13 protein-coding genes and 1 pseudogene are annotated in these 16,037 nt (G+C 71.9%); 5 read left to right on the top strand and 9 right to left on the bottom strand.

The features are described from left to right. Positions 1–803 (bottom strand): annotated as a pseudogene (locus tag AC1UE5_RS09325) (hypothetical protein); the annotation flags it as partial. 107 nt (positions 804–910) lie between these two features. Here AC1UE5_RS09325 and AC1UE5_RS09320 point away from each other — a divergent pair. Together AC1UE5_RS09320 and AC1UE5_RS09315 are read left to right on the top strand one after the other, a co-directional pair. Then, complete coding sequence (locus AC1UE5_RS09320) at positions 911–1,501, top strand: hypothetical protein (RefSeq protein WP_482922423.1); 591 nt, start codon at positions 911–913, stop codon at positions 1,499–1,501. A 25-nt stretch (positions 1,502–1,526) separates the two neighbouring features. Further along, a complete protein-coding gene (locus tag AC1UE5_RS09315) occupies positions 1,527–2,825 on the top strand; it encodes a coiled-coil domain-containing protein (RefSeq protein WP_482922421.1) in 1,299 nt (432 codons plus the stop codon). 3 nt (positions 2,826–2,828) lie between these two features. Here the strand turns inward: AC1UE5_RS09315 and AC1UE5_RS09310 are convergent, their stop codons facing one another. The 3 genes from AC1UE5_RS09310 to AC1UE5_RS09300 are packed head-to-tail and all read right to left on the bottom strand — an operon-like array spanning position 2,829 to position 5,881. Next, positions 2,829–4,040 carry a PucR family transcriptional regulator gene (locus tag AC1UE5_RS09310; protein ID WP_482922419.1) on the bottom strand — a complete coding sequence of 404 codons (1,212 nt, stop codon included), beginning with the start codon at positions 4,038–4,040 and terminating at the stop codon, positions 2,829–2,831. A gap of 18 nt (positions 4,041–4,058) precedes the next feature. Beyond that, positions 4,059–4,427, bottom strand: coding sequence for a P-II family nitrogen regulator (locus AC1UE5_RS09305; protein ID WP_482922417.1), 369 nt, complete (start codon positions 4,425–4,427; stop codon positions 4,059–4,061). Beyond that, a complete protein-coding gene (locus tag AC1UE5_RS09300) occupies positions 4,424–5,881 on the bottom strand; it encodes an ammonium transporter (protein ID WP_482922415.1) in 1,458 nt (485 codons plus the stop codon). The genes AC1UE5_RS09305 and AC1UE5_RS09300 overlap by 4 nt, the downstream gene beginning before the upstream one ends. Positions 5,882–6,052: 171 nt before the next feature. On the opposite strand from AC1UE5_RS09300, the gene AC1UE5_RS09295 reads away from it, so the two are divergent. Further along, on the top strand, positions 6,053–8,182 hold the full coding sequence (locus tag AC1UE5_RS09295; protein WP_482922413.1) for a glutamine synthetase III family protein: 2,130 nt from the start codon (positions 6,053–6,055) through the stop codon (positions 8,180–8,182). A 57-nt stretch (positions 8,183–8,239) separates the two neighbouring features. Here the strand turns inward: AC1UE5_RS09295 and AC1UE5_RS09290 are convergent, their stop codons facing one another. The 5 genes from AC1UE5_RS09290 to AC1UE5_RS09270 form a co-directional block, all read right to left on the bottom strand. Next, entirely contained in the window at positions 8,240–8,533 is a 294-nt protein-coding gene (locus tag AC1UE5_RS09290; protein WP_482922411.1) for a DUF2188 domain-containing protein, read from the bottom strand. Positions 8,534–8,559: 26 nt separating this feature from the next. After that, positions 8,560–9,558, bottom strand: coding sequence for a DUF4917 family protein (locus AC1UE5_RS09285; protein WP_482922409.1), 999 nt, complete (start codon positions 9,556–9,558; stop codon positions 8,560–8,562). 78 nt (positions 9,559–9,636) lie between these two features. Continuing rightward, positions 9,637–10,431 carry a spermidine synthase gene (locus AC1UE5_RS09280; protein ID WP_482922407.1) on the bottom strand — a complete coding sequence of 265 codons (795 nt, stop codon included), beginning with the start codon at positions 10,429–10,431 and terminating at the stop codon, positions 9,637–9,639. After that, positions 10,428–10,823, bottom strand: coding sequence for a VOC family protein (locus tag AC1UE5_RS09275; protein ID WP_482922405.1), 396 nt, complete (start codon positions 10,821–10,823; stop codon positions 10,428–10,430). The genes AC1UE5_RS09280 and AC1UE5_RS09275 overlap by 4 nt, the downstream gene beginning before the upstream one ends. Before the next feature lie 48 nt (positions 10,824–10,871). Further along, on the bottom strand, positions 10,872–11,297 hold the full coding sequence (locus AC1UE5_RS09270; protein ID WP_482922403.1) for an SRPBCC family protein: 426 nt from the start codon (positions 11,295–11,297) through the stop codon (positions 10,872–10,874). Positions 11,298–11,357: 60 nt separating this feature from the next. Here AC1UE5_RS09270 and AC1UE5_RS09265 point away from each other — a divergent pair, with 60 nt between their 5' ends. Continuing rightward, positions 11,358–12,428 carry an AI-2E family transporter gene (locus tag AC1UE5_RS09265; RefSeq protein WP_482922402.1) on the top strand — a complete coding sequence of 357 codons (1,071 nt, stop codon included), beginning with the start codon at positions 11,358–11,360 and terminating at the stop codon, positions 12,426–12,428. 34 nt (positions 12,429–12,462) lie between these two features. Further along, entirely contained in the window at positions 12,463–15,990 is a 3,528-nt protein-coding gene (metH, locus tag AC1UE5_RS09260) for a methionine synthase (RefSeq protein WP_482922401.1), read from the top strand. The last annotated feature ends 47 nt before the right edge of the window (positions 15,991–16,037 follow it).

Genomic DNA, 16,037 nt, shown 5'->3' with positions numbered 1-16,037 from the left:
GCGGCCTCCAGCTCCGCCGCCGTCGCGTCGCCCGCCGCCGCGAGGTGCGCCGCCCGCGCCGCGGCGTCCGGCGCCGTCGCCGCCAGCGCGCGATGGGCCGCCGCGCCGGCCTGGCCGGCAGCTCCGCCGGCCACCTCGACGCCCGCCTCGCGCACGACCAGCAGGCCCTCGCGCTCGGGTGCGTCGAGCGCCTCCGCGGGCAGCCCGAGCAGCCCGAGCGCCGCGAGCAGCCACTCCACGCTCCCCCGCCCCATCGCCGCCGCGACGCCGAGCGCCTGCCGCTCCTCCGGCGTCAGGGCGGCCGCGGGCGCTTCCAGCAGCCGCACGAGCGGCGAGCGCCCCGCGCGCTCCTCCGCGGTGAGGCTCGCGTCCAGCTCCGTCCCGGCGAGCACGAGCGCGGCCCGCGGCACCGCCAGCCGCCGCATCGCCAGCAGCAGCGCGTCACGCGACGGCGCGTCCGCTCGCTCCAGCGCGTCCACCAGCGCCACGACCGGCCGCTCCGCCGCCAGCTCGCCCAGCAGCCCGAGCAGCGCGAACCCGACCACGGCACGCTCGGCCTCCCGCCCGGCCAGCGCGGCGGTCAGCGCCGCGCCGTGGTCGCCGAGCAGCGCGCGCAGCGTCGCGTACGGCCCCCCACCGTCGCCGCGTGCCCGCAGCACCAGGCAGCCGTTCGCCGCGGCCGCGACCCCGTCGAGCGCCGCCCGCCGCGCCGGCGCGGCGCCGCCGAGGAGCAGCAGCGCGACGTGCCCGCCCGCGCGGACCGCGTCGAGGCCGGGCGCGGGGTCGTGCGGGGCGGTCGCCACGCCGCCAGTCTGGCGGACGGGTGAGTGAACCGGCCATTTGCGGGGCACTTGCGCTTGATCGGCCTGGCAGACTGGGCCGCGAGACAGCGACCTAGGGAGGCCGCGGGATGCCCCGGAAGATCGATGCAGGAGAGCTGGTCGCCGCGCTCGGCGGACTGCTCGTGTTCGTCGCCCTGTTCCTCGAGTGGTTCGGGCCGGCGACGGGCTGGCAGGTGTTCGAGTCGCTCGACCTCGTCCTCGCCGGGCTCGCGCTCGCGGCGATCGCGACGGGCGGCGCCGCGCTCGGCGCGGTCGGCGGCCTGGGGCCGCGGGCGCTCCTCCCGGTCGGCCTGCTCATGCTGGTGGTCATCGTCGTCCAGCTCGTCGAGCCGCCGCCGGTCGTCCCGGACGACCTCGACGTCGGCACCGGCGCGTGGCTCGCGCTGGCCGGCTCGCTCCTCGTCGTCGCGGGCGGCGTCCTGCGCGTCGCGGACATCGACGTGACCGTCAGCGTCGGCGCGCGCGACACCCGTCGCCGCGTCGCCGCCGTCGACCGCCGCCCGACCGCGCCTGCCGCCCCCGCCGCCCCCGCGCCGGAGGAGCCGGCCGCCCCCAAGCGCTCCGTGCGCTTCACCGGCCCCGCCTCGCCCGACCCCGAGGCGACGCAGCCGTTCGCGCCAGTCGAACCTTCCGCCCGCGACAGCGACAAGGACTCGTGACGTCACGTCCGAAGACCGTGGGAACGTGAGCCAGGGCGGCGAGTTCGAGGTCCTCCGCTTCGAGGCGGTTCCCGCGACGGGCGAGATCGCCGTCGTGGAGCTGGCCGGCGCGTTCGCGGGGCCGGTGCCGGCGCGTGCGCCGGTGCTCGTGGTCGAGCACGCCGGCAGCACGCTGGAGACCCCCGCCGTCGCGCGCAGCGAGGAGCCATGGGGCGCGAGCTTCGCGGTGCCGCTCGCGACCGCGCTCTCCGGCAGCGCCCGGTACGGCCTGGCGTTCGGCCGCGGCCCGCTGATCGGGCTGCCCGCGCCGCACGTCGCGTCCGGGCCGGAGGAGGACCGCTACGTCCGCCTCGCGCGGCAGGCCAACGAGCTGCGCCACACGATCTCCCAGCAGGCGATCGTCGTCGCCGAGGCCGAGGCGCACGAGACCGCGGTCGCCGAGGAGCACGCCCGCGTGCAGGCCGAGCTCGTCGCCGCGCACGGCGAGGTCCAGGCCGAGCTCGAGGCGGTGCGTGCCGAGCTGGAGCGTGTCACCTCCGCCCGCGACGCCGCCGAGCAGACCGCCGCCGCGGCGCGTGACCAGCGCACGTCCGCCGAGGCCAACGCCGCCGCGGCCCGCGACGAGCTGACCCAGGCGCGCGAGGAGCTGCGCACCACCGAGGAGCGCGCGACGGCCGCCGAGCGCGAGCGGGCCGCGCTGCGCGCCCGCGCCGAGTCCGCCGAGCGCGCCGCCGCGGAGCTGCGCGAGCAGGTCACCACGCACGAGGGCCGCGCCGGCGAGCTGCAGGCCGAGCTGGTCGCGGCCGAGGACGAGATCCGCGTCGCGCGCCGCGAGCTGCGCGACACGAGGGCGCGACTGGAGGCCGTCCTGCGCGAGCAGAAGCACGCCGCCGTCCCCGCCCGCCGCGGCCACGTGGTCGAGGAGGCGCACGAGGACGAGGAGCCGCCGGCGAGCAACGGCGTCGCGCCCGCGGCCCGCTTCGAGCGCACCGAGACGGTGGAGCCCGAGCCGGAGACCGCGACGCACGACGACGCCGACGACCCCGACGACGCCGAACACGCCGAGGACGCTGTCGACGACACCGCTGAGACGCAGGTCGCGGCGATCGCCGAGCCGCCGAAGCCGAAGAAGACCGTCCGCATCATCGACCCCGAGACCGGCGACGGCCCGGCACTCGACCCGGCCGCGGTGGGCGCCGGCTACATCCGTCCGGCCGAGACGACGCCGGGCGGGCTCACGCCCGCCCGGATCGCCGTCGGTCTGGTGCTGCTCCTGCTGGTCGCGGTCCTCGTCGCGATCCTGCTCGGCGCCTCGTTCGTCTGACGCCTAGCGGGGCAACCGGGGAGCGATGATCCGGTACGCCTTCAGCCCGAGGCCCAGGCGCTCGCGGTCCTCGGACTGCATCGGGTCGAGGTTCGTCAGCTCCTTCACCCGCTCCAGCCGGTAGGCGACCGTGTGGCGGTGCGCGTAGATCGCGGCCGCCGTCGCGTTCATGTTGCAGTTCTGCTCGAGGTACGCCTCGAGCGTCCCCACCAGGTCGGTCCGGTACTGGTCGTCGTACCGCACGATCGGCGCCACGGTGTCCTCGAAGAACGACCGCACCTCCTCGGGGTGCGACGCGAGCACCCGGAAGAGCAGCCGGTACGTGCCGGTGCCGATGTCCTCGGCGATCGGCGCGTCCGACTGGCGCAGCACGTCGAGGACCAGCTCGGCCTCCTGGATCGCGCGCGGCAGGTCGGCCGGGTCGGCGTAGAAGCTCGAGAGCCCCACCGTCCCGTGCCGCTGCAGCCGCGTGGCCAGGCGCCGCGCCGTCGCCAGCGTGTCCTCCGGCGCGTCGTCGCCGCCGTTCGCGGGGAGGAGGGCGTACACGCGCCCGTCCATGTGCTGGGCCAGGGCGCCCGGCACCTCCCCCGCGATCGTCGCCACGACGTGCCGCGGACGGTCGGTCGACAGCTCGGCGCAGAGGATCACCGCGCCGCGCGACAGGTCGCAGCCCAGCCGGGCCGCGCGCCGCACGATGTCCCGCGGCTCGATCTCGGGCCGCGAGCGCAGGTCCTCCAGGAACGAGCCCCGGACGTTCTGCTCGACCTCCTCCTTGGCCTGCTCGACCGCGACGTCGGTCATCGACGCCACCGCCGCCAGGTGGAGGAACTCCTTGGCCTCGGCTGCCGCCGGCTCTGCCCCGCCCAGCAACGCCACCACCCCGAGCAGCTCCTCGCCCGAGACGATCGGCGCCTCGGCGAGCACGCCGTCCGGGACCTGCGCGGGCCGCCCCCGGGCCCGCTCGGTCACGTACCTGCGGAGCGGGACGAGCGCGGCCGCGGCCGGCTCCCCGTCGCCCTGCTGCGGCGAGACCACCGCGACGTCGTGCCGGGGCACGACGATCGCGACCGGTCCGCCCACGGCCTCGGATGCGAGCTCCGCCACCCGCTCGAGCCCCTCGCCGCCGAGGACCGCATCCACCATCCGCAGGTGGACGGCCCTCAGGCGCTCGACGAGTCCGAGCGGGGCGACACCCTCCGGGTCCGGCTTCGGCATCGCCCCGCCCATCATGCGCTAGGCGGGTGCCGCGGCGCCCGGGTGCGCCTGCAGCACTTCCTCGCCGGACTCGCCGGTCCGGACGCGGTAGGCCTCGTCCACCGGGGCGACGAACACCTTGCCGTCGCCGACGGCGCCCGTGCGGGCGTGCTTGAGGATCGTGTCCACGATCGTCTGCACGTCCTTCGAGGCGACGACGCACTCCAGCTTGATCTTCGGCCGAAGGTAGTTCGTGACCTCAGCGCCGCGGTAGCGCTCGGTGATGCCCTTCTGGCGCCCGGAGCCCTTCACCTCGCTGATCGAGAGGCTGGGGAAGCCGAGCTCGAGGAGCTCGGCCCGGATGGGCTCGAACGCCTCGTGGCGGATGTACGCGCTGACCAGCTTCACGTTGCCGGGACCTCCTGAGTCGAGTAGGACGGAGCCGGGATCTTGGCGGTCGGGGCGGCCCCGTAGCCCTCCAGCTCCGACTGGGGGATGAACTGCTCGGGGTACCCGTACATGCCGTGCTCGGAGATGTCCAGGCCGGCCACCTCGTCCTCCTCGCTGACGCGGAGGCCGATGGTCGCCTTGATCGCCAGGAAGACGATCGACGAGGAGACGAAGACGAAGGCGAAGATGACGACGACCGCGACGACCTGCGTCGCCAGCTGCGAGAGGCCGCCGCCGTAGAAGAGGCCCTCGGTGCCGATGCCGTTCGTCGCCGCCAGGCGGTCGGAGGTGAACAGACCGCACGCCAGCGTGCCCCAGATGCCGGCGAGGCCGTGCGCGGAGAGCGCGCCCACCGGATCGTCGAGGCGCAGCCGGTCGAACATCAGGACGCCGCCGACGACGATGAAGCCGCCGATGAGGCCGATGATCGGAGCCGCCCAGAACTCTACGTAGCCGGACGGGGCGGTGATCGCGACGAGGCCGGCGATCGCGCCGTTGCCGATCATGCCGACGTCCAACGTCTTCAGCAGGACCTGGGCCATGATGAAGGCGCCGATGACGCCGCCCGCGGCACCCAGGTTCGTCACCGCGACGACCTCGGCGAACCGGTTGTCGCCGGTGCCCAGCGTGGACGCGCCGTTGAAGCCGAACCAGCCGAGCCAGAGGATCAGGACGCCGAGGCCGAACAGCGGCATGTTGTGGCCCGGGATCGCGCGCGGCTTGCCGTCAGGGCCGTACTTGCCCTTGCGCGGCCCGAGGAAGACGAGCGCCGCGAGGGCGGCCGTCGCACCGGTGAGGTGGACGATCGAGGAGCCGGCGAAGTCCTGGACGCCGTCGGAGAACTCGGCCAGCCAGCCCGCGCCCCACGCCCAGTGGGAGACGAGCGGGTAGATCACGCCCGCGAAGACGATGGCGAACGGGACGTACGCCGCGAACTTCATGCGCTCGAGCGTCGTGCCCCACACGATCGCCAGCGAGACCGCGGCGAACATGAACTGGAAGATGAAGAAGCCTGTCTGCGCCCCGTCGGCCTCGGTACCGGCGACTTCACGACCGAACTGGAAGAGCCAGCCGCTGTCACCAGCGAGGGCGCCGTCGCCGCCGAACGCGAAGCCGAAGCCGATGGCCCAGTAGGCGATCGCCGCGATCGAGAAGTTCACGAGGATCTTCGCGATCCCCATGCCCGCGTTCTTGCCGCGCGAGAAGCCGATCTCCAGGAACGCGAAGCCCGCCTGCATGAAGAAGACGAGGCAGGCGCCGATGATGATCCAGAGCGTGTTGAGCTCGCCGATGGTCAGCGGCAGCTGCTCCTGGACGTTGATGGCTTCGTCCTGGGCGAAGGCCAAGGAGGGGAGGGCGAGGGACGCGAGCACCGCCAGCGGCACCGCTCTCGTGAGACGTGTTGAGCGCATGGCAGCATCCTGCGCCGCCGCGGCCGGCCGATCCTCATCCCGGTGTCGGAACATCGGGAGGGCCCGTTTGTCCACTCGGTCGAGGGGTCTGACATCAGGGCGAAACCGAAGCCTCGACGTTTCGCCACGTGTACAAGGAGTCCTTGTACACGCGGACATAGGCTGCCGTTCATGCCTCCGACCAAGCTCCGTCAGCCCAACGTGACGGCCGCGCAGTGGACTGCGAACGGCTCGTCGCTGGGCGCCGTCGATCTGACCGCTCCCGGAAACCAGGTGTTCGGCGCGAACGTGTTCTCGCCCGCCGAGCAGCGCCAGCGTCTCCCCAAGGACGTCTACAAGCGCCTGCAGCAGACCCTCGATCGCGGCCAGCCGCTCGACCCGTCCCTCGCGGACGCCGTCGCGGCCGCGATGAAGGACTGGGCGCTCGAGAAGGGCGCCACGCACTACACGCACTGGTTCCAGCCGCTGACGGGCCTCACGGCCGAGAAGCACGATTCCTTCTACAACCCGACCGGCGAGGGCACCGCGCTGGCCGAGTTCTCCGGCAAGGAGCTCATCCAGGGCGAGCCGGACGCGTCCTCGTTCCCGACCGGCGGCATCCGCGCGACGTTCGAGGCCCGCGGCTACACCGCGTGGGACCCGACCTCCCCCGCGTTCATCCTCGAGAACCCGAACGGCGCGCTGCTCTGCATCCCGACCGCGTTCGCGTCGTGGACGGGCGAGGCGCTCGACCAGAAGATCCCGCTGCTGCGCTCGATGGACGCGCTGTCCAAGTCGGCGATCCGCGCGCTGCGCCTCTTCGGCGACGTCACCGCCCAGCGCATCTTCACGACGGTCGGGCCCGAGCAGGAGTACTTCCTGGTCGACGAGCAGTACTACTACGAGCGCCCGGACCTCATCAACACGGGCCGCACCCTCTTCGGCGCCAAGCCGCCGAAGGGCCACGAGCTCGACGACCACTACTTCGGCTCGATCCCCGAGCGCATCCTCGCGTTCATGCTCGAGAGCGAGCAGGAGCTCTTCAAGCTCGGCGTCCCGGTCAAGACCCGCCACAACGAGGTCGCGCCGAACCAGTTCGAGCTGGCGCCGCTGTTCGAGAACTCGAACCTCTCGTCGGACCACCAGCAGCTGACGATGCAGATCCTGCAGAACGTCGCGCGCCGCTACGGCCTGGTCTGCCTCCTGCACGAGAAGCCGTTCGCCGGCGTCAACGGCTCGGGCAAGCACAACAACTGGTCGATGGGCACCGACACGGGCGAGAACCTGCTCGAGCCGGGCGACACCCCGTCGGAGAACCTGCGCTTCCTGTTCTTCTGCTCCGCGGTCATCGCGGCGGTGAACAAGCACCAGGCGCTGCTGCGCGCGACGGTCGCCAACGCGGGCCAGGACCACCGCCTGGGCGCGAACGAGGCCCCGCCGGCCATCATCTCGATCTTCCTCGGCGAGGAGCTCGAGAAGGCGTTCGAGGGCACCGAGATCGAGAAGGGCACGCTCGGGCTGGGCACGCCGGTCCTCCCGCCGCTGCCGATGCACGGCGGCGACCGCAATCGCACCTCGCCGTTCGCGTTCACGGGTAACAAGTTCGAGTTCCGCGCGCTGGGCTCGTCCATGTCGCTCGGCCTCCCGAACACGGTGCTCAACACGATCGTCGCCGAGTCGGTCGACGCGCTGAGCGAGGACCTCGAGAACGCCATCAACGGCGGCGCCTCGCTCGAGGAGGCGGTGACGAAGGTCGTCAAGGAGACCTACGCCGCCAACAAGCACATCGTGTTCAACGGCGACGGCTACTCCGACGAGTGGCACGCCGAGGCCGAGAAGCGCGGCCTGGTGAACCTCCGCACGACGCCGGACGCGCTGCCGGCGATCATCGCGGACGACACCGTCACCGCGTTCGACAACTACGGCGTGCTCGACCAGCGCGAGCTCGAGGCCCGCTTCGAGGTCCTCGCCGAGCAGTACGTCACCAAGCTCAACATCGAGGCCGAGACGGCGGCGTCCATCGCCCGCACGCTCATCCTCCCGGCGGCCGTCCGCTACCTCAACGAGGTCGCGGCCGTGCCGGCGCTGGCGGACGAGCTGCGCGGCGTCATCGAGACGTTCGTCGAGAAGATCGTGGCCCTCGAGAAGGCGAACCTCGAGCACCCCGAGGACGCCGAGATCATCGACTACGCCAAGTACATGCGCGACTCCGTCATCACCGCGATGAACGCGACGCGCGAGGTCGCCGACAAGCTCGAGAAGCTCGTCGCCGACGACCTCTGGCCCCTCCCGAAGTACGAGGAGATGCTCTTCATCAAGTAGCCGTCGGAGGCCACCTGAGAAGCACCGCGGGCCGCCTTCGGGCGGCCCGTGGTCGTTCTACGCCGCGGCGCCCCGACGGGTCGCGGCGCCCTTGCGCGCCGCCGCGCTGCGCGTGCGGCTGGGGCGCGCGGACACGTACCGGCGGTCGGTGTACTTCTGCTTGTCGTACGTGTCCATCACGAGGACGTAGCCGCCACCCTCGGCCCGGACGAGATCCCGCGCTCGGCGCACCGCCTTGTCGACCGTGTCGTACACGTCGAAGGTCCGCACGTCACGCTCGCGGTAGATCCCCCACCGGCCGTCCGGCATCTCGCGGATGTAGCGCTTGCTGTTGATGGGCCTGGTTGCCATGGCGTGCTCCGATCGTAGGTCGCGGGTCAAGGGCGGACGGTCAGCGCCGGAGCGCCGAGCGGGTGGGTGGTCGCGTCGTAGAACGTCACGTCCGTGGTCTCCAGGCGGGTCAGGATCGCAACCTGCTTCGCGGCGACCTCGCGCTCGGTCCCCGGCATCACGGCGACGGCGACGCGCCGGGCAGACGTCGCGTTCAGCGCGTCGAGCAGGTGGTCGTCCTGCGGGTCGAGGCTGCTGCCGAAGACCACCATCGGCAGCGCGCACCGACGCAGCTCCTCCAGCGCGTGATCCAGGTACACGTTGTCCTCGATCGCCCGGAGCTTCTCCTGTGCCGAGCCCTCCGTGACGAGCAGCGGACGGACCGACGGGTCCTGCTGCGTCAGGACCTCGTACTGCTCCAGCAGGTTGCGGACCATCGAGCTGCGCAGCTTCCACGTCCTGCCGGACGCCTCGACGACCAGGTGGAGGGCGCCGTGGAGGAAGAACACCGGCGTGGAGCCGATGGGCGGATCGGCACGGCGCGGGTCGAACGTCAGGTCGCGTCCACGGAAGAGGTCGGCGAACGGCTGGAAGCCCTCGCGGCACCCCATCGCCCAGTAGATGATCAGGTCGTACGACGTCGTGAACACCCACCGGTACCGCTTGAGCTCTTCGCGGATCGCGACGAGCGTGGCGTCCGGCACCCTGCCCCGCGGCACGTGGACCGCGCGGACGGCCTGCCCGAGCGCGCCGCGGATGGCGGCGTAGCGGTCCAGCAGCGGCGCGGTGTCCATGCCGACGATCTCGCACACCCGCAGCGCGGTGCCGAGGTCCCCGAGCGCGCGCTCGAAGTTCGGCGTCCCACCGAACAGCGCCCGGTCCGCCTCCCCGAGGTCGGCGATCCGCGCGTGGTCGTAGAGCTTGCGATAGGCGAAGCCCTCCCACACGTTGATGCTGAGGCCGTTGCCGAGCAGGATGGCCGCGCGCTCGAAGCGCGGCGCGACGTCCCGCCAGCGCCGGAGGCTGCCATCCGCTGCGATCGTCATGCGCGCCCGTCCATCAGGAACATCATCGTTTGGAACGCGTCGGACGGAACCGGATCGCCAGCGCTGGCCGGAGATCCGCTAGGGAAGCGGGAAGGGGAGGACCTCCTCGCGGTCGGTGGAGGAAGCGGCCTTCGTGCGGAGGTCGATGAGCGGGAGGCGGGACTGCGAGGCGAGCACGAGGACGTTTCCGCCCGCACGGTGGCGGAGGATGGAGCGCGGGACCACCACCGCCACGTGCGCGAAGGCGTCCGCGAAGGTCGCGGCGTGCTCGCGCGCGAGCGGCAGGCCGCGGGTGTCGACGACGTTGAGGAGGTAGACGCCGGACGGTCGCACGACCCTCGCCGCCTCCGCGACGAAGGCCGGGGTCGTCAGCGCTGGCGGGATCGCGCCGGCGGGGTCGAACGCGTCGCAGATCACCAGGTCGACGGAGGCGTCGGGGCGCTTGGGGAGCAGCGCGGCCGCGTCACCGACGCGTACGCGCAGGCGCGGGTGCGCGCGAAGAGCGAGGTGGGAGCGGGCCAGCTCGACGACCACGGGATCGAGCTCCACCACCTCCTGCCGCGCCCGCGGGAGCGTGGCCTCGACGTACCGCGCCAGCGTCCCCGCGCCGCCGCCCAGGTGGAGCACGAACCCGGGCCGCACGAGGTCGATGACGTCGCCGATCCGCCGCACGTACGGCCAGTCGAGGTGCGTGGGGTCGTCGAGGTCGACGTACGACGCGTCCTGCGTGCCGAGCGTGAGGAGCCGGCCGCCGGGGCGGCGCGGGTCGGCCTCGACCCGCGCGACCGCGTCCTGCCGCGACGCGACCTCGACCGCGGCGAAGGGCGGGCGGCGGCTGCCGCGCGTGGATCGCGAGCGGGCGCCCCGGCTCACGTCAAGGGCGCGAAGAGGTCCACGCCGTTGCCGTCCGGGTCGTGCACGGTCGCGTAGCGCTGGCCCCACGGGGCGTCGAACGGCGGAAGGTGCCCGTGCGCCCCGTCGGCCACGAGCGCGGCGAACGTCGCGTCGACCTCCGCGGGCGACGAGCACAGGAACGCCAACGCGACCCGTGGGGACCCGGAAGGCGCCGTCCACGACGGGTCGAACGACGCGATCGTCGAGACCGGATCCCACGCGAGGCGCAGGCCTCCCGGGAGCGTCACCTCCACGTGCGGCGCCGACTCGGCGTCGGCCGGGATGTCCAGCCCGAGCGAGCGGTAGAAGGCGAGCGAGGCGGCCAGGTCCTGGGCGACCAGGCCGATCATGTCGAGCTTCGGAGCAGGCATGGCCGCCACGCTACGCCCCGCTCCCCCGCCCGCCTTGCAAGGAACGGCCTAGGCGCGCGTCTCCGCCCGCTTCAGCCCCTTGCGGATGTTCCGGTCCAGCCCCATCGCCACGACCTTCCCGAGGCCCGGCACCTTGCCGCGGAAGACGATCGTGTAGTCCAGCCGCGTCCCACCGTCCGGCAGCGAGGAGAACCGCATCACGCCCTCGTGGTCGTTCAGCACGCCGCCCTCGGTGATGCGGTACCTGATGAGCTCGTTCGGGACGCACTCGGTGACCGTCTCCGTGAATGCCGGCAGCGGCCCCACCTTCAGCGAGCGCGCGGAGCCGACCCCGTTGCGCGTCCCGTCGGTGCCGTCGCACAGCCGCGCGATCTTCGCTCCGAACAGCGTCTCGAGGTGCTCGTGCTCGCTCAGGTAGGCGAAGACGCGGTCGACCGGCTGGCGGAAGTCGTGCTCGACGTGGACCCGTTCCATGCGCGGCATTCAACCTGAAGCGAGCAGGACGCGGCGCGAACGGGGCGAAGAGGACCCGGAATGAGCAACACGCGGGTCGTCCTCCGGACCGTGCTGATCGTCCTCACGGTCGTGCTGACGCTCTACCTGGTCTACCTCCTGCGCCAGCCGCTGACCTGGCTGGTGATCGCGGGCTTCATCGCCCTGGCCCTGAGCGCGCCGGTCGGCTTCCTGAGCCGCAAGATGCCGCGCGGCCTGGCGATCACGGTCGTCTACCTGCTGCTCATCCTCGTGCCGGTCGGCATCGGCGCGGCGCTCATCCCGACCGTGGTCGGCGAGGTCGAGGAGCTCGTCGACAACCTGCCCGAGTACGCGCGCGACCTGCAGGACTTCGTCAACGACAACGAGCGCCTGGCCGAGCTGGAGCGCGAGTACGACGTCACCGGCCGGCTGGAGGAGGAGGCGTCCAAGCTCCCCGCCCGCTTCGGCGACGCCGCCGGCATCCTCGGCGACATCGGCACGGGCCTCGTCAACAGCGTCTTCGCGCTCGTGACGATCCTCATCCTCAGCGTGTTCATGCTCAGCGGCGGCCCGCGCTGGCGCGACTGGTTCCTCGCGACGCGCGACGAGCACCAGGCCGCCGCGTTCCGCCGCGCCGGAGACCGGGTCGCGCAGGCGGTCGGCGCCTACGTGGCCGGCGCGCTCGTCCAGGCCACGGTCGCGGGCGTCACCGCGTGGCTGGTGCTGATGCTGCTAGGCGTGCCGTTCGCGGGCGCGCTGGGCCTGATCATCGCCCTCTTCGACCTCATCCCGCTCGTCGGCGCGACCATCGGCGCCGTCGTCGTCGGGATCATCACGTTGTTCGTCGACTTCCCGACCGCGACGCTGATCTGGCTCGTCTACTCGATCGTCTACCAGCAGGTCGAGAACAACCTGATCCAGCCGCAGATCCAGACGCGCGCGGTCGAGATCCAGCCGTTCCTCGTGCTGGTGAGCGTCCTGTTCGCGTCGACGCTCTTCGGCGTCCTCGGCGCGCTGCTGGCCATCCCCGCCGCCGCCTCCATCTCCGTCGTCGTCCGCGAGTACCTGGCCTACCGCCGTGGCCAGGAGGAGCTCGCGAAAGCCTCACAGAATCCGCAGATCACACCCTGACACGGTTGTGTCAAGGTTGCTAGCCTGACTCGGCATGGAGCGCGATTTCCTTGCCGCCGTCCGCGACCGCGTCGTCGTCTTCGACGGCGGGATGGGCGCGACCCTCGAAGCCTTCGACCTGAGCCTGGAGAAGGACTACAAGCTTCCCGGGCGCGCACACGAGGCGCTGGTCCTCAACCGGCCCGACGTCATCGAGGGCGTCCACACGTCGATGGTCGAGGCCGGCGCGGAGGTCGTCGAGACCGACACCTTCCAGGCGAGCCGCCTGAAGCTCGACGAGTGGGGCCTGGGCGAGCACACGCTGGAGATCAACCAGAAGGCCGCCGAGATCGCGCGCAAGGCGGTCGGCGAGCACCGGTTCGTCGCCGGCTCGATCGGCCCGACGGGCTTCCTCCCCGCCTCGGACGACCCGACGCTCGGCAACATCCTCTTCCGCGACCTCGTCACCGTCTTCGAGGAGCAGTCGACCGGCCTGCTCAAGGGCGGCGTCGACGTGATCATCATCGAGACCGCGCAGGACATCCTCGAGGTCAAGGCGGCGGTCTTCGGCGCGCGCCAGGCGATGAAGGCGGTCGGCCGCAAGGTCCCGATCCAGATCTCGGTCAGCCTCCTGCCCAACGGCGGCAAGATGCTGCTGGGCACCGACATCTCCGCGGTCCTCACGACGATCGACGCGCTCAACGTCGATGTCCTCGGCCTCAACTGCTCCACCGGCCCCGAGGACATGCGGGACGCGATCCGGTTCCTCGGCGAGTTCTCGCCGCTGCCGGTCCACTGCATCCCGAACGCCGGCATCCCGATCCAGGGCCCCGACGGCGAGACGCTCTTCCCCGAGCAGCCCGGCCCGCTGGCCGACGCGCTGGGCGACTTCGTCGAGCGCTACGGCGTGAACATCGTCGGCGGCTGCTGCGGCACCACGCCCGAGCACATCGCCGCGGTCGCCGAGCGCGTCCAGACCAAGCCCGCGTCCAAGCGCCCGCAGCGCCGCGGCCTGCACCTCTCCTCGATGATCGCCGCGACGCCGCTCGTCCAGGAGCCGCGCCCGACGATGGTCGGCGAGCGCGTCAACTCGCAGGGCTCGCGCAAGGCCAAGGAGCTGCTCCTGGCCGAGGACTACGACGGCCTGCTGCAGGTCGCCGAGGACCAGGTCGAGGGCGGCGCGCACGTGCTCGACGTCTGCGTCGCGCTGACCGAGCGCACCGACGAGGAAGAGCAGATGCGGCAGGTGGTCAAGCGCATCAGCCTGACCCAGCCCGCGCCGATCCAGATCGACTCGACCGAGCCCGAGGTCATCAAGACCGCGCTTGAGCAGATCCCTGGCCGCGCGATCGTCAACTCGATCAACCTCGAGGCCGGCCCGGACAAGGCCAACGTCGTCGTCCCGCTCGCCGTCGAGCACGGCGCGGCGCTGATCGCGCTGACGATCGACGAGGTCGGCATGGCCAAGACGGCCGACCGCAAGGTCGAGATCGCCAAGCGCATCACCGAGCTGTGCGAGTCGCACGGGCTGGACCGCGAGGCGCTCGTCTTCGACGTCCTGACCTTCACGCTGACCACCGGCGACGAGGAGTGGAAGCCGTCCGCGATCGAGACGATCGAGGGCATCCGCCGCGTCAAGGAGGAGATCCCGGGCGTCAAGACCTCGCTCGGCGTCTCGAACGTCTCGTTCGGCGTCGGCCCCGCCGCCCGCGCGGTGCTCAACTCCGTCTTCCTCCACCACTGCGTGGAGGCCGGGCTCGACCTGGCGATGGTCAACCCGAACCACATCACGCCGTACGGGGAGATCTCCGAGGAGGAGCGCAAGCTCGCCGACGACCTCGTCTACAACCGCTCCGACGACGCGCTCCAGAAGTTCATCGAGCACTTCGAGGGCAAGGGCGAGCAGGAGGCCGAGGAGAAGGCCGACCCGACCGCCGCGATGGAGCCCGAGGAGGCGCTGCACTGGCGCATCCTGCGGCGCAAGAAGGACGGCGTGGAGGCCGACATCGACCGCGCGGTCGAGAAGCTCGGCGCCGTCCCGGTGCTCAACGACGTGCTGCTGCCGGCCATGAAGGAGGTCGGCGACAAGTTCGGGGCGGGCGAGCTGATCCTCCCGTTCGTGCTCCAGTCGGCCGAGGTCATGAAGCGCGCCGTCGCGCAGCTGGAGAACTACCTGGACCGGATCGAGGGCTACACGAAGGGCACGGTCGTCCTGGCGACGGTGTTCGGCGACGTGCACGACATCGGCAAGTCGCTGGTCAACACGATCCTCACCAACAACGGCTACACGGTGATCGACCTCGGCAAGCAGGTGCCGATCGGGACGATCCTCGACGCCGCGCAGGAGCACAACGCGACGGCCATCGGCCTGTCCGCGCTGCTCGTGTCGACGTCGAAGCAGATGCCGCTGGCGATCCAGGAGCTGCACGAGCGCGGCCTGGAGTACCCGGTCCTCATCGGCGGCGCCGCGATCAACAACAACTTCGGCCTCCGCGCGCTCTTCCCCAAGGGCAAGGAGTCCGACGAGGTCTACGAGCCGGGCGTCTTCTATTGCAAGGACGCGTTCGACGGGCTCAACAAGATGGACCAGATCGTCGACGACGAGGCGCGCGCCGCGCTGGTCGAGAAGACGAAGGCCGCGGGCTTCAAGCTCCGCGAGCAGGGTCCCGAGCCGGAGAAGGCGCGCACCGACGACGACACCGTCCGCTCGGCCGCCCGCACCGACGTGCCCGTCCCGACGCCCCCCTTCTGGGGCGTGCGCGAGCTGGACGTCGACCTCGACGAGGTCTACCCGCACCTCGACACGCACGTGCTGTTCAAGCTCCACTGGGGCGGGCGCGGCGTGAAGGGCGAGGCGTGGAAGGAGCTGCTGCGCACCGACTTCCAACCGCGGCTGGAGCGCATGTGGCGCGAGCAGACCTACCTGCACCCGAAGGCCAAGCTCGGCTACTTCCCCTGCTACTCCGAGGGCAACGACGTCGTCGTGCTCGACCCGGAGGACCGCGAGACGGTGCTCGAGCGGTTCGTCATGCCGCGCCAGCCGGGCGGCGACCGCATCTGCCTGGCCGACTTCTACCGCCCGAAGGAGTCGGGTGAGCTGGACGTCGTGGCGCTGCAGGCCGTGACGGTCGGCGACGAGGTCACCGAGCTGATGGCGAAGCTGGAGAAGGACGGCGAGTTCGCCGAGCAGCTCTTCGTCCACGGCCTCGGCGTGCAGACCGCGGAGGGCCTCTCCGAGTGGCTGCACAGCGTGGTCCGCCGCGACCTCGGCATCGGCGCCGGCCAGGGCCGCCGCTACGCCTGGGGCTACCCGGCGGTGCCCGAGCAGTCCGAGCACGAGAAGCTCTTCCGCCTCCTCAACGCGTCCGAGATCGGGATGCGGCTGAGCGGCGGCTACGCGGTCGAGCCGGAGCAGTCGACCGTCGCGATCGTGGCCCACCACCCGCAGGCCGAGTACTTCACGATGAAGTCCGGGCGCATCCGCGAGGTCGCGCCGCCCGACGAGGTCATCGCCGGCAGCGAGAAGGACCCGACCAAGCGGGCCGAGCTGTCCGACGCCGTGCCCGCCGGCGCGTCCGAGTAAGGCGCCGCACCGCGACCCTCCCCGCGCGTGCGGGGAGGGTTCAAGTT

The organism is Parviterribacter multiflagellatus (assembly GCF_056863265.1).
The sequence above is the reverse complement of the archived record's forward strand: the minus strand, read 5'-3'. Positions and strand labels throughout refer to the sequence as shown.